Below are 24855 nucleotides of genomic sequence, written 5' to 3' on the forward strand. Positions count from 1 at the left end.
TAGCGCACAGGTTCTCTACATTGGCGGCTGTGTCATGCGGGGTTCGCCGGTGGAGCGGATCCATCACATGGAGAGTGTGCAGTGAAATTTCAAATCGTTCCCGTGTCTGCTGCCGGTGCGGCAATTTCTATGGCTGTCGGCACGGCGCCTGCGGGGTCCCTGGCGATTGATACAAGCGTGGGCGTTGCGGTTCGCCCGACAACCATCGATGGATGGGCTTGAACATGCATGACCATCGCTCTGTCGCCGCCGTTTTTAAGCGAGGCCGCGCACGACGGTGGCTGGGCGCGCTCGCTGTCACCGCCAGCGCGTACCTGCCAAACTCACCGGCGTTGGCGCAGTCGTCGCCGGGCAACAGCGTGGGCATCAACGTGACCGCATTGCCCGACTATGAAGGCAGTAAGTCCTATCGTGTGCTGCCGTTGCCCACGCTGTCGCTGTCGAAGGGGGCAATCTTCGTGCAGGGGTTTATCGGCGGCATTGCCTACCCGTTGTGGCCCAGTGTTGCGGTGGGCCTGCTGATCGGTGTTCAGCCGGGCCGCAACCAGGACGATGCGGCGGTGCTCAACGGTACCGGAGATATCCCAACGTCCTTCGACTTCGGTGCGTTCGCTCGCTGGCACTATGGTCCAGCGAGCGCCGGTCTCCGCTTCCTTCAGTCCGCGCATGCCGGCTATGGCAATCGTGTCACGCTGAGCGCGTCCTATGCGCTGGTCCAGAAGCCCGTTGACCGGGTGTCCGTGTCCGCCGACGCCGTGTGGTCGAACGGACCTTCGCAGCAGACGTGGTTCGGTATCGACAGCGAGCAGGCTGCGTCCAGCACGGCCGGCCTCTCGGCGTATCACCCCTCAGCTGGCTTTTCGCGAGCCGACCTCAGGATCGATTGGGATCATCGGCTGAACCAGCAGTGGTCACTGCAAAGCGCCTTCGGCGTCGGTTCCTTGCTCGGCGATGCGGCGAACAGTCCGATCGTTGAACGACGCGCGGCTGTATTTGGATCGGTGGGCGCTGCTTACCACTTCTGAGCGCTTACTTCGCGCTGCATCATCGTGAGAGGATTATCAATGAACCAGAATCTGACATCGACTCGTACCGCGCCGCTGCTTGTCTGCCTCGCTGTTGGGTTGGGCATGGCGGGGTGTGCGGTTACGCCGCCGAGTGCTCCTACCGTCATGGCGGTCCCAGCGAACGGCAAGACCCTCAATCAGTTCCAGCAGGACGACTATGGTTGCCGCACGTACGCGACGCAGGTCGTGAATCCGGCGGCGGCCTCGCATCAGGCGGCAACGTCCGGACTTGCTGCTACCGCCGTGGGCACGGCTGGAGGCGCTGCGGCCGGAGCTCTGATCGGCGCCGGGGCGGGCAACGCCGGTGCCGGCGCCGCAATCGGTGCGGGTGCCGGACTGCTGCTCGGCAGCATGACGGGCTCCGCGCAGCACAATCAGACCGAAGCGTCGTTGCAGCAGCAGTACGACAACGCGTACGCCCAATGCATCACGGCAAAGGGAGACACGATCGAAACACCTCGTCCGGCAGCGGTTGTCGTGCCCGTACGCCCCATGCCGCCCCGCGCCCTAATCTATGGCGCCCCGCCACCTTACTACTACGCACCGTACTGATTTCGCTCATGTGGTCGTGGCATGGCTTGGTCTGGAATTCTGCCGGCTGAAAATCCGGGTCGAGCTTCGTCCCCTAGCTATTCCGTGCACGTCATTCATTTTCTTAAAGGAATCTTTGATGAAACGTTTATTCATTCTTCTGGCTGCGATGTTCGTTGTGTCGTCTGCGTTCGCGCAGAACAGCATGCAGCAGATGCTGGAAGCGCGCTTTACTGCCGCGAACGCAACTCATGACGGCAAGCTCACGAAAGAACAGGCGCAGGCAGGTATGCCGCGCGTCGCAGCCCATTTCGATGAAATCGATACTACGCATCAAGGGTATGTGACGCTTGAGCAGATCGAGCAGTTTGTTGCACAGCATCAGCGGTAAGCGCTTGTAAGGCAAGCTTCAATGCCCGCGGCTGGTCTAACTGTGTATATGTCGCAGCGCGTCGCCTCGTCAGGTCGAAAGATGGGCTGCTGCGCGCTCCGGCAACCCCGACGCTAGCAACCCGCCATGCGCAAGCCGATAGCTGGAACTTCTGCGCGCCTGGCGCACTGAAATCAATCCCCGCCTGGTCGTCGCACCCAGCTGTAACGCCTGAACGCATCCCTACTGCCAGTCGCTGAGTCTCAATTGAAAGGAGTTTAAATAATGCTTAATGCGCGTATTCTTCGTCGTTTTGTGCTTCCTGCAGGTTTTTGCATGAGTGCCGCGGTGCTTAGCGGCTGTGTAGTCGTTCCGGTGGGTCATCCAGTAATGGCCCGGCCACTGGTTGTAGTCCCTCGACCGCCACTGGTCGTCGCTCCCGGGTACTATTGACCGGAGTCTATTCGTGTCCGCCCCATGGGTGGGCGGGATACATAGCGGCCGTTTTGCATCCTGTCCGAAGCTCGACGCAGGGACGATGCGCGACTGCGTCCAGTTCGCGGATAGCGACCAGGATATAACGGCCGCTCAAAAATCGCGTATATCTGCACGGGTCAGTTAGCCGGCGCTCGACGTATTTCAATTACCCTTGCCGTGGCGTTCGCGCCCAGCTCGCCACGTGCCCACTGTTACCGCATAGCACTTTTGCGACTGGTCGCGCTCGAAAAGCAATCGGCGCATATTCCGCGAAAGGCGCATCAGCAGCAGGAGGGCAACCAGAGACCTCAGTTATGCGAATGGTGCGCCGCTGTGCCGGCAGCATGCTCTTCGAGGTCCGGCACGAAGACGTATCCGCAGCCGCGAACGGTCTGGATGAATCGTGGTGTCGACGGGTCAGTTTCCACGAGGCGGCGCAGACGCCAGACCTGAACGTCGATGTTGCGATCGGGGGTCTCGGACTCCGGGCCATGAAGTGACTTGAGAAGACGCTCGCGGCTGAGTGTACACATGGGAGAATTAACGAAAATCTGCAGCAGCGCGAACTCACTGGAAGATAGCGTAAGAGACGTCTCTCCCCTGTTCAGCGTGCGCGACTGAAAGTCCAGCGTGAGCGCGCCGAATGCGTAAGGCTGCCTTCGTGGGGGAACGGCCGCATCGGGAACGGCGGCCAGGCGCCGCAGCACCGACTGAATCCGTGCTACCAGCTCACGCGGGTTAAACGGTTTGCCGAGATAGTCATCGGCGCCCAATTCAAGGCCAGCAATGCGGTCATCTTCGTTGGCGCGGGCGGTGAGCATCAGGACGGGAATGTCGTCGCCTGATGCGCGCAACCTGCGCAGTGCCGTCAAGCCATCGACGCCCGGCATCATAAGATCGAGCACTATCAGGTCTGGGCGTTCGTGTTTGAGACGGTATTCGAGCGAACGCGCGTCATATAGCACTGACACGTCGAAACCCCACCTTACCAGGTAGCGGCGAGTCGCATCACACAGTTCGGCGTCGTCGTCGATTAGAAGAATCTGAGCTGACATAGGAAGAGGATAACGTTCACAAACGAGTGATGATCGGGCCGGGACTAACCGCAATGCGAGCGCACCGCAGAAGCTGCAGCAGACGATCGATCGAAGAAATGTAGGCGAATTTCATAACGCCAGGTGTTAGCAAATCGTGTCAAGAAATGTCATCGACGGGGCCTGTTTTTCTGTCCGCAAATGCACGGGTGCACGCGCTTTCTCGCTGACCACGAATGACAGCAGTAATATGAGCAGTCAGGATGGCATGCCTGGTACTTACGGTGACGCCGGGCGGTCGTGGGCTTTCGCCAGTCAGTGTTGTGGCTAGCGCAATCGATGACATCTTTTGACATACCTTTCCAACACATCCAGTGCGGAGATTCTTGTATATTTCGTTACAACCGCAGGCGGGCAGGCCGGCGCAGCCCACTTCGGCGAGATTGTCGCCGCCCACCGTGGTACGCGACGCTGTAGCAGGGCTAAGCGGTTCGCCGCGTAGCATCGGAACCAGGAACTAAAAGACAGGCTTTATTAGAGGTGTCTGCTTAATCATATGTCAGATGATTTGCCACCCGGTCGCATCATCGTGCTTGACGATGATGTTGAAATCCGCAATATGCTGCAACGCTTTCTGACGGCACAAGGTTTCTCGGTGCGCGCGGTGAAGACAGGCATTGAGTTGGACGTATTGATCGAGCGCTACCCGTTCGACCTGTTGATTCTCGATATCATGATGCCAGACGAAGACGGACTGTCCATCTGCCGTCGCTTGCGCGCTCGGAGAGAGACAATCCCCATCCTCATGCTAACAGCGCGTGGCGATCCCGCGGACAAGGTCGTAGGTTTGGAGATCGGCGCCGACGACTATCTCGCCAAACCGTTTCTGCCGAGCGAGCTGATAGCGCGGGTTCGGGCGATGTTACGTCGGCAGCAGTTTCAGGTGCGCCTGCAAAACGTGCGGGGCGAGATGCTGCTTGCAGGCGAGTCGCAATGCTTGCGGTTCGGCGCCTTCAGGCTGGACGTTCGGCGTAGAGAATTGATGTCGGACGAAGCGGGCATTGTCGAGTTCGGCGCAGCTGAAATGCGTCTCCTGTGTGCGCTTGCGGAGACGCCCAACCGTCCCGTAAGCCGCGCAAATCTGATCGAACGCGCGCGCGGGTCGCAATATGAGGCGAGCGCCCGCAGCGTTGACGTGCAAATTCTTCGCTTACGACAGGTGATTGAGACAGAGGCAACCTCGCCACGACATATCCGCACTGTGTGGGGCCTCGGCTACATGCTCGTTGCAACTCCAACCTAAAGCGTCACCTGTTGGACGCTTGAAAGTGACATTCGAAGCCGCTTCCTCGGACTGAACCCGTCAACCTCTCATAAGCGTTTTTACCCTCCATGCCTTCGACTTTTGAAAACAGCTACTCTGCCGTCGAAATGGGAGGCAAATCCGCGCGTTACGGCACAGGTTGGGACGCGACTTCAAGTGATGCTCCGAAATGACTGAAATGTCATCCAGGAGCCATGTCGTGTTCACGATCGAATTCCGATAACGACAACAGGCATCATCCATATTGCCGAGACTTACTGGGTGAGCAAACAGCAATCGATGCAATACTCGAAAGAGCAATTTATGTCGGTGCGAGTCTCATGTTGGGCCGGCTCGCGGCATGATTGTCACCGGATATGTTTTCGGATCACCACCGTGGTAGTCTCGACCTCGCGTATTCAATCTTCACGCCGCCCCGGACCAACATGCACACACGGTGGACCACCGACGACATTGCACCGCAGACCGGCAAGCGAGTGCTCATCACGGGAGCGAATAGCGGAATCGGCTATCACGCCGCATTGGCGCTGGTGCGCAAAGGGGCACAGGTCATCCTGGCGTGCCGCGATGAGCGCCGCGCAGAAAAAGCTCTCGCCCATCTGAAAGCCGATGTTCCCGGAGCACGCGCAGAACTGGCGATTCTCGATCTCGCTTCCGTCGCATCCATCCGCTCGTTCGCGCACAAGGAAATCGCGGAACAACGTCGCATTGATATTCTGGTGAGCAATGCCGGCGTCATGGCGCCGCCGAAACGTCTCGAGACCGCCGATGGCTTCGAGCTGCAGTTCGGCACCAATATGCTTGGCCACTACACACTCACGGCGCTGCTCATGCCCGCTCTCGAACTTGCCGCGGCTGAATCGCCTGAGCGGCCACGCATTGTGACGATAGCTTCCATCGCGCACAAGCAAGGGAGAATAGATTTCGACGATCTGCAGTCCGAGAAGCATTATTCGCCGATGCGGTCGTATCGCCAGTCGAAGCTTGCGAATTTGATGTTTGCTTTCGAGCTCGACCGTCGACTGCGCGCGACGAATTCCCGTGTCATGTCTGTGGCCGCCCATCCGGGGGTCGCGAATACCAATCTGTTTCGTTCCGGCGAGCGATCCGCGCTGTCACGTGCTGCTCGCAGCCTCGCTGGCCGCGTTATCGGCATCGCGCTGAACAGTGACTCCGCCGGCGCGCTGCCGACGCTTTACGCGACGACGTCGCCCCACGTCGATGGCGGCGGCTATTACGGGCCACAAGGTTTCCTCGAGGCACGCGGGCGCAGGATCGGCGAAGCGAGTGTCGCGAGGCAGGCCACGGATGAATTGACCGCCCAGCGTTTGTGGCAGGTATGCGAATCTCTCACGCAGATTCGCTTTCGTCTGTAGTCCGGGCGGACCGCGTGAGTTGGAACCACTATGCCGCCGGATTTTTTGCGAATCGGGCTAATTGAACGACAGGTTGCAACACGATGCGAATACTCATTCGGCACGCACGCGCAGAGCAAAGTCTATGAGAAGTCGACGCTGGATCTCGTGATGCGTGACGCGTTCATCAAGACAAGCCGCTTTCTGACCACGACCAAGGGTCTTACCGAAGACGAAGCAATCTCGTTGATTTCGGTTGCAGTCGACTTTGATGTGACACAGGTCGTCGACGGCAACCGAGGTGTGCACGCGATTATCCGCAAGCCCTTGTTCGCGGAATGATCATCTTGTCGTGCGTGTGCGATCGGTCTGCCGAAGCGGTGCGCGCACGATGTTTTCCTTACTTCCACGGAGTTGTCGCAGATGGATGTATCTACAAAATTCTGGATGGTCCAGGGCGGCCCGACTCCGGTAGGCCCCTTCTCCCATGCAACCAAGCACGACGGCTGGGCGTTTCTCACAGGCCAGATGCCAACGTTGCCGGAGGATGACAACGCACCGCTTCTCGAAGGCGTGGCCGCGCAGACGACGCGAGTGATGGACAATCTATCTATGCAGCTTATTTTCCGACTGGCAGATTGCCGGCGCGGACTTGCATCGGCGTAACCGGATTGGCGCGTGACGCGCTCGTCGAAATTGACTTCATTGCTCGCAGGCCGAGTTGATCAGCGACCCGGTGCAGCCGTTATGCCAGGCAGTCAACGTACTCGTGCTACCGCGCCGTCTCGACGATCACCTCGCCGTGCAACAGGAATGACGCCATCTCGGGTGCGTCGCGACGGGCATCGGTCACGAGCGTCCACTCGCGTTCGAGCGGTGTCCAGTGTTGCTGGCTTGCGCGGTCCAGCTTGTGCGAGGTGACAAGTACAAAGAGTTGAGCAGCCTGCCTGATGACGCATTCCTTCAGGTAGGCCTGCTCCGCCGACGCCTCGCAGAGGCCTCGGTCAGCCACCACGCCGTCCGCGCCGAGAAATGCCTTGTCGACGGACAGGCGGCTCAAGGCAAGCTGCGCAAGCGGCCCGAGTGTGCTCATGCTGGAGGGACGCAGATCGCCGCCGATCAGGATGACGGGCACTTCGCTCGCAGCGAGCGTGTTGACGGCCAACAAATTGTTGGTCACAACGCGAACCTCGCGGCGGCCGGCGAGCAAACGTGCCATTGCCGCGGCGGTGGTGCCGCCGTCGAGAAAGATGGTGTCGCCATCCTGCACATGGCTCACGGCCACGCGCGCGATTGCCTCCTTTTGCTCGCGAAAACTCTCGCGGCGACTATCGAGCGATTCCTCGGGTTCGTGAATACCGAGCGAAGCGGCCGCGCCCCCGTAGGTGCGCACAATGCGCCGTTCGTCGGCGAGCGCGCGCAGGTCGCGACGGACCGTCGCCTCGGACATGCCGAAGTGCTCGCACAACGCGCTGACATCGGTCATGCCGGAGAGGACGGCCTGCAGCATTGCCTCGCGGCGGTTCGTAACTTTCATGGTGATGGTTTGCCTGGATGGTGCGCCGTGCAAAGGCGTCGAATCGCGTAAGTGTAATCAAACCGGCCGGCGGGGCAATGGGGCGGGGCAGGCAGGCGCGCGCCGCGCAGATGTGCCCGTCCGCGCCGGCGGCCTGCTGCGTCAAATTGACTAAATTGATTGAATCGATCAAGCGAGCGGCTCGACCATCGGAGCGACACGTTGAGCGTGACTAAACTTCTGATCGTCGCCGACGACCTGTCGGGCGCCGCGGATTGCGCGATTGCCTTCGCCGCTGCGGGTCTGCGCACGGCGGTGAGCCTCACGGCGGCGCAGGCGATGCCTCACGCCGAAGTGATCGCGGTGGATACCGACACGCGCCGCATGTCGCCCGCTGACGCGGCACGTCGCACGAGTGCGGCGTGGCAGGTGTACGGCGCGTCGGCTTGCCGGTTGTACAAAAAAATCGATTCCACCTTGCGCGGCAACTGGGCCGCCGAAGTCGCCGGCTTGCAGCCGCTCGCGGGGCTCGCCATTGTCGCGCCGGCGTACCCGGCAACCGGGCGTACCGTGTGTGACGGGCGGGTCTTCGTGCGCGGCGTTCCGCTCGAAGAGACTGAAACCTGGCAGCTCGAACACGCTGGGCGTTCTGCCGATCTCACGACGATGCTGGAGTGCGCGGGCCTCGCCACGGCACTGCTGACGGTCGCGGCGCTGCGCGGCGATCGGCAGGCATTGCGCGAGACGCTTGGCGCGGTGATGCGCCGCGGCACGCAGGCGCTAGTCGTCGATGCGCAAGCCGATGCGGACCTCAGGGCGCTCGCCGAGGCCACGGCGTCGCTGGACGGCGCGTTCTTCTGGGTCGGCTCTGGCGGACTGGCTCGCGAGTTGGCTTTGGTGAGCGACCAGTCCACGCCCGCGCCGGACGAAAACGCGGCGCCGTTGCAGATAGACAGGCAGGACGGCGCGGTGCTGATTCTGGTCGGCAGCCTCTCGGCGGTCTCGGAGCGGCAATGCGCGATGCTACGCGAGCGCGCGGGCATCGCCGAGTTCGTGGTGCCGCCCGCCGTGCTGCGAGACGCCGAGCGGCATCCGCAATGGCCGGCCTGGCAGGCCCGGGTGGCCGCGCACCTTGGCGAACGTACCGATCTGCTGCTGCGAATCGGGCGCGACGAGGCGTTCGATCCCGCCGAGGGTGCGCATCTGTCGAAGGTGCTGGCGGCGCTCGTTGCGCCATTGTTTGCGCATCTCAGCGGACTGATCGCCACCGGTGGCGAAACCGCGCGAGCGATGCTGAGCACGGTCGACATCGCCAGTTTGCAATTGCTGTCGGAGATCGAGCCGGGCGTCGCGGTAGCGCGTGCGCATGGCCGCGAGCACCTCGCGATTGTCACCAAGGCCGGCGCATTCGGCAGCGAGCATGCGCTGTACGGCGCATACCTTCATCTGAGGAGCGTGACCTACTCCGCGCGCAGCGGGCCGGAACTCAGTAACCCGGCCGGCACCTCCACACCCTCAACGGCTTGCAAAACGAGCCCACGAAATTCAGCCAAAACATTATGAGCAACTACCTTCCTGTCATCGGCATCACGATGGGGGACGCAGCCGGCGTGGGTCCCGAGATCGTGGTCAAGAGCCTGACGCACGAGTCGGTCTATCAGCAGTGCCGCCCGCTCGTCATCGGCGACGCGGCACGCCTCGAGCGCGCGAATGAGATTCTCGGCGGCAGCGCCACGGTGCGTCGTATCGAGAAGGCGTCGGATGCCCGCTATGAGCGGGGGAGCATCGAGTGTATCGACCTCGCACTGATTCCCGCCGACCTGCCGTTTGGCAAGCTGTCGGCACTCGCGGGCGACGCCGCGTACCGCTACATTGCGCGCGCGGTCGAGCTGGCAAAAGCCGGCGAGATCGACGCGATCTGTACGGCGCCCTTGAACAAGGAAGCGCTGCACGCGGGCGGTCACAAGTATCCCGGACACACTGAGATGCTCGCGCATCTCACCGGCATCGACGAAGTTTCGATGATGCTCGTCGCGCCTAAATTGCGCGTGATTCACGTGACCACGCACATTGGCATCATCGACGCGATTCGCAAGATCGAGCCGGGCCTCGTGCAGCGCACGATCGAACGCGGTCATGCGACGCTCATGAAAGCCGGCATCGCCAATCCGCGTATCGCCGTGTGCGGCATCAATCCGCATGCGGGCGAAAACGGCCTGTTCGGTTATGGCGAGGAAGAAGAAAAGATTGTTCCCGCGGTGCAGCGTCTTCGCGAGCGAGGCTGGGACATTGAAGGTCCGTTGCCTGCCGATACGCTTTTCTTCCGCGCCGGACGCGGCGATTTCGACCTGGTGGTCGCGATGTACCACGATCAGGGCCACGGTCCGGTCAAGGTTCTCGGGCTGGAGGCGGGCGTCAATGTGACGGTCGGTCTGGACGTGATCCGCACCTCGGTCGATCACGGCACGGCGTTCGACATCGCCGGCAAGGGCATTGCCGATGAGCGCAGTCTCCTCGAAGCCTTGCGTCAGGGCGCCGAGCTCGCCACGCGACGAGCCTGAGGCGCGACGATGGGAGCGCCTGTGCGCAGAACCGCGGACTTTCACCAGAAGCTGCTGGAGGCCGGCGTCGCGCTGTTTGCCGAAACCGGTTATCACGGCACCGGCGTGAAGGACATCGTTGCGCGCGCGGGCGTGCCGAAGGGTTCTTTCTACACAACTACTTCGACAGCAAGGAAGCGTTTGGCGCGGCGATCCTGCGTCACTACGCGGACGAGCAGGCGGCAGAGTGGCAGCAGTATTCGATCGAAGCGGATGCGCCTGATCCGCTGCTCGCGCTACGCGGCATCTACGAGCGCATCGCGGCCGACTACGAGGCTTGCGACGATCGTTGCGGATGCCTGTTAGGCAATTTTGCCGGCGAGATCGCGCAGTCGAGCGATCTGTACCGTCGTGCGGCGCGCCAGACGGTTGACGAATGGCGCATGCGTTGTGCCGGGTACCTGCGCCGAGGACAGGAGTTCGGTTCGGTGCGCCGCGATCTTCCGGCTGAAGCAATGGCAGACCTCTTCTGGAACATGTGGGAAGGCAGCCTGTTGCGGATGAAGCTGGAGGACTCGATCGAACCATTGAACGCCTGTATACATTCGATGTTCGATCTGTTTTTCAAGTCCCGGTAGCAACAGTAAGGGACGTCGGCACGCCGGGCGGCGCGCAGTCGCTCTGCGGTGCGGGGTTTGTCCGCAGTTGAGACGACCGGTCATATCAATGCAGGAAAGCAAGGTCCCCATGCAAAACTTCATCTTTCACAACCCCACTCGCATTCTGTTCGGCGAAGGCCAGATCGCCGCACTCGACACCGAGGTCCCGGCCAACGCGCGCGTGCTGATTACCTGTGGCGGCGGCAGCATCAAGAGTAATGGCGTGCTCACGCAGGTGCAGGCAGCGCTGGGCGAGCGTGCCTATTTCGTGTTCGGCGGCATCGAGCCGAATCCCACCTACGAAACCTTGATGCAGGCGGTCGAGTTCGCACGTGAGCGCGACCTCGACTTTCTGCTCGCAGTCGGCGGCGGCTCGGTGATCGACGGCACCAAGTTCATCGCGGCCGCACTGAAGTTCGACGGCGAGCCGTGGGACATCCTCGCGAAACAGGTCGAAGTGCGCGACGCGATGCCGTTCGGCACTGTGTTGGCGTTGCCGGCCACGGGTTCCGAAATGAACAACGGCGGCGTGATCAGCCATCGCGCGAAAGGGGACAAGCTGCCGTTTCGCAGCGAAGCCACCTATCCGCGGTTTTCCGTGCTCGATCCCGTCACGACCTACTCGCTGCCGCCGCGGCAGATCGCCAACGGCGTCGTCGACGCATTCGTTCATGTCGTCGAGCAGTACCTGACCTATCCGGTCGATGCGAAAGTGCAGGACCGCTTCGCCGAAGGGCTGTTGATCGCGCTGACCGAAGTGGGCCCGCAGGCGCTTGCCGAGCCGCACAACTATGCGGTGCGCGCCAACCTCATGTGGACCGCGACGCTCGCGCTCAACGGCCTGATCGGCGCAGGCGTGCCGCAGGACTGGGCGACTCACATGCTCGGCCACGAAATCACCGCGCTGCACGGGCTCGATCATGCGCAGACGCTCGCGATCGTGCTGCCGGCCATGCTGAGCGTGCGGCGGCAACAGAAGCACGCCAAGCTGCTGCAATACGCGGAGCGCGTCTGGAATATTACCGAGGGCAGCGAGGACGAGCGCATCAGCGCGGCGATCACGGCAACCCGAGTGTTCTTCGAGCGCATGTCGCTCGGGACCCGGTTGCGTGACTATCAGATTGGCGGCAGTTCCATCGGCGCGCTGATCAACAAGCTCGAAGAGCACGGGATGACGGCGTTGGGCGAGCACGGCGACGTGACGCTCGAAGTCAGCCGCCAGGTCTATCAACTTGCAGTCTGAGCGATCCCGTGTCCGCTTGACTGTTCTCCTGGATTATCACTATGAAGATTGGATTCGTAGGTCTTGGCTCGATGGGCGCCGCAATTGCGATGAACCTGGTCGAGTCGGGGCATGAGGTGCATGTTTTTAACCGCACGGCCGCGCGGGCGGAGCCCTTGCGCGCCGCCGGCGCACGTGTCGCCACAAGCCCGGCGCACGCCGCGGACTCGGCCGACGTCGTGTTCACGATGGTCGCCGACGATGCCGCGCATGCAGCCGTCACGTTCGGCGAGGCCGGCATTGCTGGCGCGCTGCGGCCGGGTGCAATGCATATCTCGATGAGCACGATTAGCGTCGCGGCCGCGCAGGATCACGCGACGCGCTACCGCGAAGCGGGGCTCGCGTTCGTGTCCGCGCCGGTGTTTGGCCGGCCCGACGCCGCGGCGGCGCGCAAGCTCTTCATCATGGCGGCGGGCGAGGACGCGCATCTCGCCGTCGCGGTCCCGCTTCTCGAGCAACTCGGACAGTCGGTCGGCATCGTCGGCACGGATCCTTCGCAGGCGAACCTCGTGAAGCTGATCGGCAATTTCATGCTGTCCGCGATCATCGAGACGTTGGGCGAGGCCTGTGCGGTGGCCGGTAAGGCGGGCATCGACCCGATGCGCCTCGTCGAATTGCTGACGAGCGCGAACTTCAACGCGCCGCCGTACAAGATTTACGGCCCGTTGATCGCGTCTCAGCAATTCCAGCCACCGGGCTTTTCGTTGCCGCTCGGCCAGAAGGACAACCGTCTGATGCTGGCGGCCGCCGAGGCGCTGGGTGTGCCGATGCCGCTGGCGAGCCTCGTGCGCGACCGCTTCCTGACCTTGCGTTCGCAAGGGATTGGCGCCGCGCACGACTGGTCGGCCGTAGCGTTGTGTGCGTTGTCCGATGCGGGCATGAGCAAGCCGGTTCACTTCCCAATCTAGCCGCCCCGCGGCTGGGTCGACGGTCTTCACGCTGAGCCACGCTATGGCGAGCGCTGCCGTGGCCAGCCGCGGCAGCAGTAAGCCGTTCAACGGCTGCCATCCGAATTCGACTCTCCATCCTCAAGCAAGACAGCCCCTGATTTCCCCTTTCCCCAGATTATCTCCGGGACTACTCAACGGACATTCGTAAAGCGATAGGCAACCGCATCCGATACAGGAATCCAGATTAGTTTTGAGGCGCAATAACGTGTCAATCCGTTGTTGTATGGCTTCATTCATCTGCCGGAAACCTGCGCCTATTCCGCGGCAGTAGGTTCTCGCCCGCAAGAAATTACCCGGCTGTGGGATGCGGTAAGAAGCTGTGACGGGATGATCATAGGTACTCCAGAGTATAACCATGGCATGTCGGATGTTATGAAGAACGCGCTGGACTGGCTTTCGCGGCCTTATCGGAATAGTCCGATCAAGGGCAGGGCAGTCCTGACATTCACGGCTTCTTCCGCATTCACGGGCGGGGTCCGCGCGCAAGCTCAGCTAAATGAAACCATTAGCGCGGTCGAGGCTATTCGTGTTGCCTTTCCTCAAATCGCTGTGGCTTTATCGCACACCAAAATGAGCAACGGAGTCTTCAATGACAAAAAAACGATTGAATTCATGCTTGAAGGAGTCGGCAGCCTCATGGATCTGATTGAAAAAAATTTAGTCACGGCTCGAAAACGTTATTTTTTACCGGCGTAACTTGGCTCATTTGTTACGTCGGTATTCCGATAAAGCAAAAATCCACGGAAGCTTAGCTGTGAAGGTTGATCATCAGGAAGCCCTTGGTTCGAGTATTTGCAGTTACTGCCGCTCTTTTTCTTCCCGTTGCTTCGTTTGCGCAGACGAGTTCTGCGATCGCCCCCGCCGAAATCCGTGCGGAACTGGTCCAAATCGAGAACCCTGGTGATGGGCAGTCGCGCTGTGAGAAATCGCACTGCCCGGAAGATAGTCAGGCTGCTGAAGTGAAGGCGGCGGTGATGAGCTGGTTGTCGCAGTCGGGGCAACCGCGCGACATTCGAATATCGTCATTACTCGCCGCCGATCTACATTCGCCAATAGGCGGGCGAAAACGCGCAGTCCGCCGGGCAAGCGTGAAGAGACATTCGCCGAACGTACCCTGGTCGCGCCTGGTTTCTTAACTTCCGGCTCAATCCTGCTCCGATGAACGCTAGACCAATGAGGTGGTTGTGGTAGAGACGGTGCGAATCTGATCACGCAGATTCCCTACCATAACGGTTTGCGGTCTCGATAGCGGGATATTCGCCGCACATAATCGCTTGAGGATTTCGAACAGCAGATCGCTCTTGATATCCCCCATGATCCGGGGGCTGCGGACATAGCCGGTGACGCTCAGCGTAATGCCGTCGGGCGTCAGTTGACTGAACATGACGGATGGCGCCGGATGGTCGAGAATCGACGGGTGCGCCTGATAGGCACCCAGCAGAAGATCGCGAACCTGTTCGGGGCCGGTGTCCAGTGGACAACTGAGCGTGAGCGTCGTCACACCTTGGGTACGGTCTCCCATCGTCACGTTACGCAGGTTCTGCGAGATCAGATGAGAGTTGGAGACGATGACCGTCGAGCGGTCAGCCAGTTGTATTTCGGTCGCGCGCCACCGAATATGTCGAGGATGGTGGTCAAGAGATCGGTCGGGGTCGTGCCAAAGCCGCCGGTTAGCAACGCAATGTCAATCGGGCAAGCGCCCAGAATGGAGATGCAGCAGTTTCCAGCCGACCTCGCGTTTGACCCATATTTCCGTTACGACCGCGCGAATGTTGAGCTCCGATCCATCGGTCCTGCGCGCCAGGGTTTGCTCGAGATGACCTGTCGTGATCACCATGTCTGGCAGGAACCTGTACGCGAGCGGTTGCGGACGCACGATTTGACGCACCTTGATCTTCTCGGTAAGGAAGGACAGATACTCCGACTTGCCATGAACGTAGCCAGTTGAATGGACGAACGTCAGGTCGTCGTCGAGTAGTGACGCCAGTTTGGGCAGGTCCTCCGCCACCGTGGCGTCGCAGCGCTGTTGTTCCAACGCCTCGACGGCGGCCTGAATGGGCGCATCTTTCATCGTCAATCTCCCGGGCAAACGGCATGGATACTTCTTGTCAGGGACGGTGCCGGGCCGCGTCGTGAGTCGATTCGGCTCAACGCAATAGTTCACCGCTCAGTCCATCTGTCTTCGACGGCGACCCGGCCCCAGACCTTCCCGTCGGCAACCCATAACTGGCAAGCAGCGCAACCGTGCACGCGCCGATGACATACCAGGCTGGCGCTGCGAGGGAGCCGGTTACGCGAATCAGCATGGTCGCCAGCAACGGCGCAAAGCCGCTGAATGCGACGACCGATATGTTATAAGCCAGCGCGATTCCGCTGAATCTGACCTGGACAGGGAATTGGTCGGCGAGCACCGACGCCCATGTCCCGCTTGCCAGTGAAAAAACCAGGCCGGCAAGCACAAACAGCAACACCGGATTGACGGTATGACTCGCCAGCGCTTCATAGAACGGGTAACTCAACGCGATCAACAGTGCCGCCGACGCTCGAAGCAGGTACCGGCGCGGGATCTTGTCGCCAAGCCAGCCCGCGGCCAGGAGACCGAAGGAACTGACAATCAGATAAGCGTTTTGGGCAATTGCCGCGGTCCGCGGCGCATAGTGGAGTTGCTGGACGAGGTAAGCGGGCATATGGCCATAAAGTACGCCATTGATGCCAGCCATCACGGCGATCGACAATGCGCCCGTCGCGACCGCCTTGCCATGACGTCGCAAGGTCTCGCGAAACGGCTGTTTGACGACAGCGCCATGCATTTCCTTGAACTCGGGCGATTCGTCAAGATTGCGACGCATCAGGTAGGAAGCGATCCCGCAAACGCCGCCGAAAAGAAACGCGATCCGCCAGCCATACGCAGCCGCGTCCGTGGCGGACAGGTAGGTCTGGATGCCCAGGTTGACGAACGTGGCGAGCAACACGCCCACGTTCACCGCGCAGATGATAATGCCGGCAGCGAGCCCCGCCCGATGCGGCGCGGCTTCCACTGCATAGGTAATCGCACCGGGCATTTCTCCGCCGACGCAAAATCCCTGAAGCATGCGCAGCAGGATCAGGAGGAGCGATGCGGTCATGCCCCAGCTCTGATAATTGGGCAGCAGACCGAGACAGATCGTAGCGGTCGTGACCACAATGATCGAGCCGAGGAACACCGGACGCCGTCCATACCGGTCGCCCCAGCTACTGAGCACAATTCCGCCGAGCGGTCGGATCACGTACCCGATTGCGAGCACGGAGAAAGTAGCCAGCATGCTGATCAACGACGACGCGCTCGGGAAAAACTGGGCCGCGATGTTATGGGCAAAAAAACCGTAGACGATGAAATCGTAAAACTCCAGCGAGCCGCCAAGGCTTGCGATGAGAATCATTTTCCACTGCGACCGGGACAAGCCGGATGATTGCCGACGGTCGGCGCCGCCGACCGGATTGCGGGATATTCCCATGACTCCTCCAACTGATTGTCGGCTTCTTTGTCCGATGATTTACTGGCGTTGAGCGCGAGACGTCTCGCGTGGCAACGGATTTTGCAGGCTCACACGGCCACAGCACCTTCGGTTTGCAAGCCGGGTACGGCGTGCTGCAGAAGGTGTTGCAACGATTCACCGTCCTGCGCGACGCCGTACACATACCGGTCGGGGCGGACAAGCACCGCTGCCGCGTTGATCGACTCCAGCCACTCGCCAACGGCCGCCCCGTCGCTGGCCACAATTTCGACGCCCGCTTGCGCAGCGCTATTAACGACGTCGCGGCGTTCACGGAGCAGCTCCGGTCGCGCAACCAGCGCAAACCGATAGCCGACCACGTCGTCCACCAGTCGTCCGTCCGGCAGGCGGGGTTGCGGTGCAATATGCCCGGCCACGCCCGATGGCTCATCGATCCACGCGCCCGGACCGAGCCGGGGTTGTGGGGTCACAAAATTGCGAATCGCTGCACTCATCTCTTCATCACGGACATCGGCCAGTTCTGGCCTCGTCGTTTGAATGACGGAGCCGAGTTGTACCGCCGTTTCGATAAATAAGCGCACATGCGGCGAGCGTTCGGATTCGTAGCTGTCGAGCAGGGTATCGAGCGCCTCTCCATGAATGACGGCACCAAGCTTCCATGCAAGATTCGAGGCGTCGCGAATGCCGGCTCCCATGCCTTGGCCCATAAAGGGTGGCGTTTGATGTGCGGCATCGCCTGCAAGAAACAGTCGGCCACGGCGCCAACCGTTCGCCACCACCGAGTGAAATGTATAGATGGCAGAACGTTCGAGGTGCGCGTCGGCGGGCGAAATCCAGCGAGCGAGTTTGTCCCACAGCCATTCGGGGGACGTGAGTTGCGTCACATCATCACCGGGCATCACCATGATTTCCCAGCGGCGACGATTTCCGGGACCACGCGTGTAAGTGGTCGGACGCGCCGGGTCGCAATATTGGACCGAGTGGTCGCCAAGATCGGGCCGCGGCGTGTCGAGCAATACGTCGACCACAACCCAGCGTTCATGCGATTTCAGGTCGGTCAGTTCGGTGCCCATGAAGCGTCGCGCAATCGAGCGCGCGCCGTCGCAGCCGACTACATATCGCGCGGTGGTATGTCCAAGTTTGCCGCAGCTCGTATCCTCGAAGCGCAACTGGATGCCATCGTCCGCCTCGTCAAGCGCGAACACCTCGTGGCGCACCCGAACGTCAACGCTCGATTGCCGCGCGAGGCGCTCGCGTAACGCGTTCTCGAGATCTGGCTGATGGAACTTGTAACTCGCGCTCCATCCCTGCGGTCCGATACAGGTCGGTCGTTGCCAGTCGATCAGCAACTTGCCTTCCCCGTTCACGAATTTCATGCCGGGACCCACGAACAGCCTGGGTAGCAGCTTCTCGGTTAAACCGAGGGTCTGGAACACACGCATGCATTCACCGTCGAAATGCACCGCGCGAGGAAGCGCGAAAATGTCCTTGTCTCTCTCCAGCACCAGCACCCGCAAGCCTTCGATTGCCAGTAGGTTCGCTAACGTCGCTCCGGTGGGCCCGAGGCCGATAACGGCCACGTCGTAGTCGCACGCGTGCGTCGAAATAGTTTTCTCTAACATGTCTTGTTCCGCCTGATAAGACGCCGGGCGCACACGAACGCGCCCGGCTACGACTCTTACGCTTCGTCCGCGATCGGATTGGACAGAACGCCGATCCGGTCAACCTCCACTTCCGCCACGTCGCCGGCCCTCATGAACAGCGGCGGACTGCGCTTCGCGCCGACGCCGCCAGGCGTGCCGGTCACGATCACATCTCCCGGAGAGAGCGGGGTGAACGTCGACAGGTAGGCAATCTGTTTGGCAATGCCGTGGATCAGCATCTGCGTCGTCGCGCGTTGCACTTCCTGCCCATTCAGGCGGGTGATGAGCGTCATCACCGCATTGGGTTCGATCTCGTCGCTCGTCACCATCCACGGTCCGAACGCGCCGGTGCGATAGAAATTTTTGCCCGGGCCCCACTGGCCCGTATGAAGCTGCCAGTCGCGCACGGAACCGTCGTTGTAGCAGGCGTAGCCAGCGATGTGATTCCACGCGTCGGCCTCGGCGATGCGTCGTCCACCGCGCCCGATGATGACGGCAATCTCACCCTCATAGTCGAACTTCTGCGACTCAGGCGGACGCAGCATCGGCTGACCGTGGCCAACCTGCGAAGCCGGCACCCGCATGAAGATGACCGGATGTTCGGTGGTTTCGCGGTTGGTTTCCTTGACATGGTCCGCGTAGTTGAGTCCCACGCAAAAGATTTGTTCGGGGTTCGGAATCACAGGCAGTAGCGTGACTTCCGACAGCGGGTAGTCGCCCTGCGTGCTATCGGCGGCTTGGGCAGCCTCGCCGAAGGCGTCCGCGGCAATCAGTGCCTTCAGATCGGGATAGCGGCCGCCAAGACGCTTGCCAAGGTCGAACACGGTTTCATCGAGAACGATGCCGAACGATGGGCCGAGGTGGGTGGAGAAGCTGGCGAGTTTCATTGATACTCCAGATAGATAAAAAGTCGATAGGATCAACGCCTCGATTCGTAAAAAAACCGTGCATTTATCTTATAGTGAGAATAGACTAAATTTAACAAAGGCCACAACGTGTTTTTTGTTAGGGTTTATCACTACTTGGAGACAAGCATGATCGGTATGAAGAAAGAGAGGGCGGGGCTGTCCCTCAGTCACATGGGCTTCTATGTGAGCGACATGGCGCGGGTGGAGGACTTTTATACGCGGGTGATGGAATTCACCGTGACGGATCGGGGTTCACTGAAGACGCCGCACGGCGCTGTGCAGTTGGTATTCTTGAGCCGCGATCCCGCGGTGCATCACCAGATCGTGCTCGCGAGCGGCCGCCCCGAGCACCTGGCGTTCAACCCGATCAACCAGATTTCGTTCACAGCCGACAGCCTTGCCACCCTGAGGCGGTTTCATCAGCAGTTCGTTGCGGAAGGCCTGCAGGAAATCAACCCCGTCACCCACGGCAATTCGGTTTCGATCTATGCGCGCGATCCCGAGGGCAACCGCCTCGAGCTCTACATCGACACGCCCTGGTACGTCGACCAGCCGATGCGTGTGCCGGTGGATTTCGGCTTGCCCGATGCTGAACTGATGACTGCTGTCGAACACCACGCAAGAACGCTATCGGGATTCAGGCCGCGAAGTGTCTGGCAAGCCGAAATGGCCGAGCGCATGGGGCTTGCGTAAGCGTGGCGCTGCCTGGCTCGCGTGCGACTGTTTGCGCGCGGCGGTCGTCGAACGCGTCAATGGCGATCTTGCCAGTGGATATAATCGGTTCACACATGAGGAGGCGCAGCGCAGAGATGTCGAGCATTACGAGACTCTTATCCATACTCGAGCTGTTTTCGGAGGCGAAGCCGTTCCTGTCCGTCGAAGACGTTGCCGCCGAACTCGATTGCTCGATTCCAACGGCTTACCGCTATGTGCGCGAGCTCCTGGACGCTGGCTTGCTCATCCGGTTTGCAGGAGGAGACTATGGTCTCGGCCCTCGCATCATCAAGCTTGACTACCACCTGCGCATGTCGGATCCGCTGCTTGCGGTCGGGCAGCCGATCATGCGTGAGTTGAGCGAACGCTCCGGCTTCGATGTGGTGATGTCGCGCTGGTACGGTAACGAACTCGTGGACACGCATCGGGAGACTCACGGCGCGGCGCTTGACCTCCGTTACGGCCGGGGTCGTCCTCGTCCCCTGTTTCTCGGTGCCGCTCCAAAAGCGATCTTGTCCACCTTTCCGAAGGCCAAGCTCGCAGTCCTGTTCGATGAGTATGCCGACGAGATCGCGCAAAGCGGCCTTGGGGCGACACTCGACGAGTTTCGCGCGTCGCTGCTCAAAATCCGGCGTGCCGGTTTTTATCTGTCGAGGGGCGAACTGGAAAGCAGCGTTTCCGCACTGGCGTCGCCGCTATTTACGGACGACTCCGGTGAAGCAGTCGGTTCGCTTGCGGTGATCGTGCCGACCCAGCGACTCGAATTTGCCAATCTGGACCGTCTTGTCGAATCGATCCAGGAGGCAGCGGCGCGAATCTCGCAGCGTACGCGTGCGTTGATTGAAAGTCGGGGGGCCGGAGCCATCACGCCGTCGCATACCGTTGCGAGAGCCAAGCGGTCCGCATGATGGCCGTCACGTGAACATCATTCGATCGCGCTCGCGCATTTGAACCTCGGTGGGTTCGGGGGAAGCTTGTCACGCTTGGCTGCGTTGATTGTGTTGTCCTCGAGGGCGTCGGAACGGAAGCGAACGTCGGACGGAGCGTTGATAGCAGCGGGCACTGCGCGCATGGGTACTGTCAGATTTCTTTTGCTTTGTCATCCTATCTAATGATGGTCGGGAGCCATTCTCACGCCCCACGCGAAACTAACCTTTGAGGACCTAAGCGTGTGAGGGCGTACTCTTACGAGCGCCGCCGGCGCACCCTATCGGACCGCTCTGGGCGGTTTCAAGGGTGAAGCGCAACAGCGGGATTAATGTTTAGAGCCTTGAGGTTGAGTTGCTGAAGCAAGGGTCGCGGCGAAGACCTCGAATGGCGAATTGAAGGCGTGAGTCGCGCGGGGCCGGCTATTCAGGCTGTCGGCAATGGCGTCGAGTTCGTCCTGACTGTAGACCGAAAGGTCGGTGCCTTTGGGAAGATACTGTCGCAGCAGCCCGTTGGTGTTTTCGCAAGTGCCCCTTTGCCATGGACTGTGCGGGTCGCAGAAGTACACCTTCACGCCGGTCGCGGTGGTGAGCTCTTTATGGCGCGACATTTCTTTGCCCTGGTCGTAGGTGAAGCTCTGCCGCAATGGCTCGGCAATCCAATTGAGTTTGGCGGAGAAGCCCGCCAGCGCCGAAGCTGCGGTGGCGTCTTCCATCTTTGCGAGCAGCACCAGGCGGCTGGTCCGTTTAACCAGAACGCCTACCGAGGACTGGTTGCCGGCGCCCTTGATGAAGTCACCTTCCCAGTGTCCAGGCAGCAGCCGGTCCTCGATTTCGGGCGGCCGCACATGAATACTGACCATGTCTGGAATCTGTCCGCGCCGGTCTGTGCCCCGTGTACGCGGCATGCGCGTGCTGTGGCCATGGCGCAGGCAGGCAATGAGCTGGCGGCGCAGTTCGCCGCGCGGCTGGGCGTAAATGGCCGTGTAGATGGTTTCGTGCGAAACCTGCTGGGTCGGGTCAGTCGGATACATACGCTTGAGTGTGCCCGATATCTGCTGGGGTGACCATTTCCACTCGAGCAAAGTGAGAACGATACGCCAGCAGACGCTTTGCAGGCAAAGCTTCGTAGGGCGACGACCCGCGCTGCGGCGTGCGGCGCTGAGCGCTTCAGCCGGCACCGATGCGTAACCTGCGGGAGAGGTGTTTCGCGTCAGTTCACGGCTAACGGTGGCCGGCGAGCGCCCGAGTATCCGGGCCATGGCCCGGATACTCGAACCCTGCATATGCAGGCTTGCAATGATGAGGCGCTCTTCCGGTTGAAGTTGCTGGTACTGAGTTCTTTCGTGCATCGCAACACCTTATACGAAACGGTGTTGCACTTCAGATTTGAGACAGCCCTCTGATATCTCGCGCTGATAGGCACGGCCACCAATCGCTCGACCCCGCCATGCCGGTGGACCATCCCATTTCTGCGCAATGTCCGACTCGGCAAGCCTTTGCAAGACATCGAACTGTGCAGTGCATGACGGCAACGGCCGCCGAACGGCAGCGGCACCGACGCGCCTTGCACCGTCGCCAGCTGCATGCGGATCGCGCTGTTGCGGAGGTCGTAGAGTTGCTGTTCGGAGAGCGTGTCGCTGGAGGGGCCGAGTTGCAGGATCGGCACCGTCGAGGCGTTATAGGTAATGATGTGGGCGGCAGCGTGCCGGGCGGCAGCACGTGCAAGATCGATGCGGAGTTCGACGCTGCCTCGGCGATCGCACGATTGATGTCCACGCCCGGATGGGAAAAGATCTTTACCACCGAGACGCCGTTCAGCGATTGCGACTCGATACGCTCGATGTCGTCGACGTCCGAGCTCAGCGCGCGTTCGTAATTCGACGTGATGCGATTGGCCATGTTCTGGGCGGAAAAGCCGTTGTAGGTCCAGACGATGTTGACCACCGGGATATTGATGTTCTGGAAGATACCGGTCGGCGTGCGCAGTATCGCAAGCGGGCCGACGATAAGGATCAGCACGGCGAGGACCAAGAAGGTATAAGGGCGGCGCAGCGCGAGCCGGACGATCCACATGACGGGTTCCTGAAATGAGGCCATGAAGGCATGGCGTTCCTGCGCTGTCAGAGCGCGTGACGCGAGCTTCTCGACTCAGGAGTGTGGTGGTGGAGCCCTTACGGGCCGCGGTCGGCTAGTTTACCGTTCCGTTATCTGGGCGTCGATTCGAGCTTGCGGTGACGTGAGGACTCACGCGCGATCTATCGATCGTGCCCGGCCTCGCGTCCATCGGGGCGGTGCAGGAAGACACCGGCGACCCGACCACCCATGGCAAGCGCGCTGCCAACGCGCCGCGCTTCCAGGCGAATGCGTTCGTCGTTTGCCGCGTTCCGGGCGTTCCTGATGTGGCACGTCTTACCAAGCTCGCGGCCAACCTGACAGTGCGCGTTCGGCTATTCCAGGCGCGTTTCTGAGCCGGACTCCGCGTCCCGGTCCGAAGGCGCGCGATCGGTACGCTTTTCGCCGAGATCGAACTGCCGTCGCGCCGATTCCATTTCCGTCATATGCGCTTCCACCCAGTCCCAGATCCCACAGATCTTGTCGAGCAGACTGCGTCCTAGCGGTGTCAATTGATAGTCGACACGAGGCGGTATCACGGGATGCACATAGCGCGTGACGAGGCCGTCGCGCTCGAGTTGCCGCAAGGTCTTCGTGAGCATCTTCTGACTGACGCTTCCCACCTCATCGCGTAGCCGCGAGAAACGCATCTCGCCATGTGTGCCCAATGCGTCGATCACAAGGATCGTCCACTTGTCGGCGATCTGCTCGATGACGTTGCGCGCGAGGTCATCGGTTTTCTTCTGTGCGTTCTCGGCGGCCTGAGGGCCGTCGTAGCAATTTGTTTCCATGGGGAAAGTATGGAACCTTCAGGTGCCTTCTTGTGATCGCCGGATGCGGCTGAAATAATCGATTCGCCTGCCCGTCCTTTGGGCGCGTCGCATTTTCTCGGACCGCATTCGACATGGATGCGGCGCTTTAACCAGAGAGCATCGCATGACTATTGAAACAATTGAAGTTGAGGGTTTATCGACGCCTGTATCGCGTATCGGCCTGGGCACGTGGGCGATCGGCGGATGGATGTGGGGCGGCACTGATGAGAAGGACTCGATTGCGGTGATCCGCCGGGCGCTCGACAGCGGCGTGAATCTTATCGACACGGCGCCGGCGTATGGCTTCGGCGCATCGGAGGAAATCCTCGGCAAAGCGCTGGCCGATGGATATCGCCACAAGGCAGTCATCGCGACTAAAGTCGCTCTCGAATGGCAGGACGGCAAGGTATTTCGCAATGCTTCGCCGGAGCGCATTCGTCACGAAGTAGAGGATACACTTCGCCGCTTGCGGACAGATTACATCGATCTATACCAGGTTCACTGGCCCGATCCGCTCGTGCCGATCGAAGAGACGGCCGCGGTGCTGAACGACCTACGCAAGGAAGGCAAGGTTCGCGCGCTCGGCGTCAGCAATTTCTCCGGGGTGCAAATGGACGCGTTCCGCCGCGTGGCGCCGCTGTCCACCACGCAGCCGCCTTACAACCTGTTTGAACGCGACATCGACCGCGATGTGCTGCCTTATGTGAAACAGCATGGGCTGGTTGCACTTGCCTATGGCGCACTGTGCCGGGGATTGCTGGCAGGCCGCATCGGCGCCGAGACGCGTTTCGAGGGCGACGATCTGCGTCAACATGACCCGAAGTTCCGTGCGCCGCGTCGTCAGCAATATGTCGACGCTGTGAAAGCACTGGACGTCTTCGCGCGCGATAACTTCGACAAGTCGGTGCTTGCGCTTGCCGTGCGCTGGGTGCTGGACCGCGGCCCGACGATCGCGCTGTGGGGCGCACGCCGTCCGTCGCAACTGGATGGACTCGAAGCCGCCTTCGGCTGGCACCTCGACGACAAGGCCTTCGCGCAAATCGACGCCATCGTCTCGCAATTCGTCAAGGACCCGGTGGGCCCGGAGTTTATGGCGCCGCCGCAACGTGTTCTGGTGTCGTGAAAGGAGTGTATTGAA

24 protein-coding genes and 4 pseudogenes are annotated in these 24855 nt (G+C 60.8%); 18 read left to right on the forward strand and 10 right to left on the reverse strand.

Annotated elements, in window-relative coordinates:
• Positions 1-224: 224 nt before the first annotated feature.
• From B0G81_RS07370 to B0G81_RS07380, 3 genes are all read left to right on the forward strand, one after another.
• Positions 225-1025 (forward strand): MipA/OmpV family protein, encoded by an 801-nt coding sequence (locus B0G81_RS07370; protein ID WP_166678933.1) that lies wholly within the window; start codon positions 225-227, stop codon positions 1023-1025.
• A gap of 39 nt (positions 1026-1064) precedes the next feature.
• Positions 1065-1619: a glycine zipper domain-containing protein gene (locus B0G81_RS07375; RefSeq protein ID WP_243856378.1), complete on the forward strand. Its 555-nt coding sequence runs from the start codon at positions 1065-1067 to the stop codon at positions 1617-1619.
• 118 nt (positions 1620-1737) lie between these two features.
• A complete protein-coding gene (locus B0G81_RS07380) occupies positions 1738-1989 on the forward strand; it encodes an EF-hand domain-containing protein (protein ID WP_134134053.1) in 252 nt (83 codons plus the stop codon).
• A gap of 764 nt (positions 1990-2753) precedes the next feature.
• On the opposite strand, the gene B0G81_RS07385 is transcribed toward B0G81_RS07380, so the two are convergent.
• Positions 2754-3500, reverse strand: coding sequence for a response regulator (locus B0G81_RS07385; protein ID WP_134134054.1), 747 nt, complete (start codon positions 3498-3500; stop codon positions 2754-2756).
• A 535-nt stretch (positions 3501-4035) separates the two neighbouring features.
• On the opposite strand from B0G81_RS07385, the gene B0G81_RS07390 reads away from it, so the two are divergent.
• From B0G81_RS07390 to B0G81_RS07405, 4 genes and pseudogenes are all read left to right on the forward strand, one after another.
• Complete coding sequence (locus B0G81_RS07390; RefSeq protein ID WP_134134055.1) at positions 4036-4782, forward strand: response regulator; 747 nt, start codon at positions 4036-4038, stop codon at positions 4780-4782.
• A gap of 446 nt (positions 4783-5228) precedes the next feature.
• A complete protein-coding gene (locus B0G81_RS07395; protein ID WP_134134056.1) occupies positions 5229-6179 on the forward strand; it encodes an oxidoreductase in 951 nt (316 codons plus the stop codon).
• 96 nt (positions 6180-6275) lie between these two features.
• Positions 6276-6500, forward strand: a pseudogene (locus tag B0G81_RS07400) (acetamidase); the annotation flags it as partial.
• A gap of 81 nt (positions 6501-6581) precedes the next feature.
• Positions 6582-6883: pseudogene (locus tag B0G81_RS07405) on the forward strand (RidA family protein).
• 47 nt (positions 6884-6930) lie between these two features.
• Here the strand turns inward: B0G81_RS07405 and B0G81_RS07410 are convergent.
• Positions 6931-7695, reverse strand: a complete 765-nt coding sequence (locus tag B0G81_RS07410) for a DeoR/GlpR family DNA-binding transcription regulator (RefSeq protein WP_116120492.1) — start codon at positions 7693-7695, stop codon at positions 6931-6933.
• 201 nt (positions 7696-7896) lie between these two features.
• Between B0G81_RS07410 and B0G81_RS07415 the strand changes: the two genes are divergently transcribed.
• The 7 genes from B0G81_RS07415 (at position 7897) to B0G81_RS07440 (ending at position 13801) form a co-directional block, all read left to right on the forward strand.
• A complete protein-coding gene (locus B0G81_RS07415) occupies positions 7897-9237 on the forward strand; it encodes a four-carbon acid sugar kinase family protein (RefSeq protein WP_134134057.1) in 1341 nt (446 codons plus the stop codon).
• Positions 9234-10235: a 4-hydroxythreonine-4-phosphate dehydrogenase PdxA gene (pdxA, locus tag B0G81_RS07420; protein ID WP_134134058.1), complete on the forward strand. Its 1002-nt coding sequence runs from the start codon at positions 9234-9236 to the stop codon at positions 10233-10235. Before B0G81_RS07415 ends, pdxA begins: the two co-directional genes overlap by 4 nt.
• Before the next feature lie 9 nt (positions 10236-10244).
• Positions 10245-10580: a helix-turn-helix domain-containing protein gene (locus B0G81_RS44450; RefSeq protein ID WP_243856379.1), complete on the forward strand. Its 336-nt coding sequence runs from the start codon at positions 10245-10247 to the stop codon at positions 10578-10580.
• Positions 10532-10852, forward strand: coding sequence for a TetR family transcriptional regulator C-terminal domain-containing protein (locus B0G81_RS44455; protein WP_243856748.1), 321 nt, complete (start codon positions 10532-10534; stop codon positions 10850-10852). The genes B0G81_RS44450 and B0G81_RS44455 overlap by 49 nt, the downstream gene beginning before the upstream one ends.
• 109 nt (positions 10853-10961) lie before the next feature.
• Positions 10962-12116: an alcohol dehydrogenase gene (gene yqhD / locus B0G81_RS07430; protein ID WP_134134059.1), complete on the forward strand. Its 1155-nt coding sequence runs from the start codon at positions 10962-10964 to the stop codon at positions 12114-12116.
• A 41-nt stretch (positions 12117-12157) separates the two neighbouring features.
• Entirely contained in the window at positions 12158-13063 is a 906-nt protein-coding gene (locus B0G81_RS07435; RefSeq protein WP_134134060.1) for an NAD(P)-dependent oxidoreductase, read from the forward strand.
• A 258-nt stretch (positions 13064-13321) separates the two neighbouring features.
• A complete protein-coding gene (locus tag B0G81_RS07440; protein WP_134134061.1) occupies positions 13322-13801 on the forward strand; it encodes an NAD(P)H-dependent oxidoreductase in 480 nt (159 codons plus the stop codon).
• A gap of 469 nt (positions 13802-14270) precedes the next feature.
• Here the strand turns inward: B0G81_RS07440 and B0G81_RS07445 are convergent.
• From B0G81_RS07445 to B0G81_RS07465, 5 genes and pseudogenes are all read right to left on the reverse strand, one after another.
• Positions 14271-14714: pseudogene (locus tag B0G81_RS07445) on the reverse strand (DUF3772 domain-containing protein); the annotation flags it as partial.
• A gap of 75 nt (positions 14715-14789) precedes the next feature.
• On the reverse strand, positions 14790-15176 hold the full coding sequence (locus B0G81_RS07450; protein ID WP_134134062.1) for a nuclear transport factor 2 family protein: 387 nt from the start codon (positions 15174-15176) through the stop codon (positions 14790-14792).
• Positions 15177-15252: 76 nt separating this feature from the next.
• The gene (locus B0G81_RS07455) at positions 15253-16599 is read right to left on the reverse strand and encodes an MFS transporter (protein ID WP_116120506.1); all 1347 of its coding nucleotides are present in this window, start codon (positions 16597-16599) and stop codon (positions 15253-15255) included.
• An 89-nt stretch (positions 16600-16688) separates the two neighbouring features.
• Entirely contained in the window at positions 16689-18221 is a 1533-nt protein-coding gene (locus tag B0G81_RS07460) for a bifunctional 3-(3-hydroxy-phenyl)propionate/3-hydroxycinnamic acid hydroxylase (protein WP_134143018.1), read from the reverse strand.
• Between the two features lie 56 nt (positions 18222-18277).
• Positions 18278-19129: a fumarylacetoacetate hydrolase family protein gene (locus B0G81_RS07465; RefSeq protein WP_116120510.1), complete on the reverse strand. Its 852-nt coding sequence runs from the start codon at positions 19127-19129 to the stop codon at positions 18278-18280.
• Between the two features lie 147 nt (positions 19130-19276).
• On the opposite strand from B0G81_RS07465, the gene B0G81_RS07470 reads away from it, so the two are divergent.
• Together B0G81_RS07470 and B0G81_RS07475 are read left to right on the forward strand one after the other, a co-directional pair.
• Positions 19277-19843: a VOC family protein gene (locus tag B0G81_RS07470; RefSeq protein WP_134134063.1), complete on the forward strand. Its 567-nt coding sequence runs from the start codon at positions 19277-19279 to the stop codon at positions 19841-19843.
• Positions 19844-19959: 116 nt separating this feature from the next.
• Complete coding sequence (locus B0G81_RS07475; RefSeq protein ID WP_116120514.1) at positions 19960-20772, forward strand: IclR family transcriptional regulator; 813 nt, start codon at positions 19960-19962, stop codon at positions 20770-20772.
• Positions 20773-21119: 347 nt separating this feature from the next.
• Here B0G81_RS07475 and B0G81_RS07480 read toward each other — a convergent pair whose 3' ends face one another.
• Together B0G81_RS07480 and B0G81_RS07485 are read right to left on the reverse strand one after the other, a co-directional pair.
• Entirely contained in the window at positions 21120-22142 is a 1023-nt protein-coding gene (locus B0G81_RS07480; RefSeq protein WP_134134064.1) for an IS30 family transposase, read from the reverse strand.
• A gap of 182 nt (positions 22143-22324) precedes the next feature.
• Positions 22325-22866: pseudogene (locus B0G81_RS07485) on the reverse strand (efflux RND transporter permease subunit); the annotation flags it as partial.
• 191 nt (positions 22867-23057) lie between these two features.
• Between B0G81_RS07485 and B0G81_RS07490 the strand changes: the two are divergent.
• On the forward strand, positions 23058-23261 hold the full coding sequence (locus tag B0G81_RS07490; protein ID WP_134134065.1) for a hypothetical protein: 204 nt from the start codon (positions 23058-23060) through the stop codon (positions 23259-23261).
• On the opposite strand, the gene B0G81_RS07495 is transcribed toward B0G81_RS07490, so the two are convergent.
• On the reverse strand, positions 23241-23696 hold the full coding sequence (locus B0G81_RS07495; RefSeq protein ID WP_134134066.1) for a helix-turn-helix domain-containing protein: 456 nt from the start codon (positions 23694-23696) through the stop codon (positions 23241-23243). The two genes, B0G81_RS07490 and B0G81_RS07495, sit on opposite strands and share 21 nt — an antisense overlap.
• A 145-nt stretch (positions 23697-23841) precedes the next feature.
• Here B0G81_RS07495 and B0G81_RS07500 point away from each other — a divergent pair, with 145 nt between their 5' ends.
• Positions 23842-24840 carry an aldo/keto reductase gene (locus B0G81_RS07500; protein WP_116120520.1) on the forward strand — a complete coding sequence of 333 codons (999 nt, stop codon included), beginning with the start codon at positions 23842-23844 and terminating at the stop codon, positions 24838-24840.
• The last annotated feature ends 15 nt before the right edge of the window (positions 24841-24855 follow it).

It is taken from the genome of Paraburkholderia sp. BL6665CI2N2, from assembly GCF_004366535.1.
GTDB lineage: Bacteria > Pseudomonadota > Gammaproteobacteria > Burkholderiales > Burkholderiaceae > Paraburkholderia.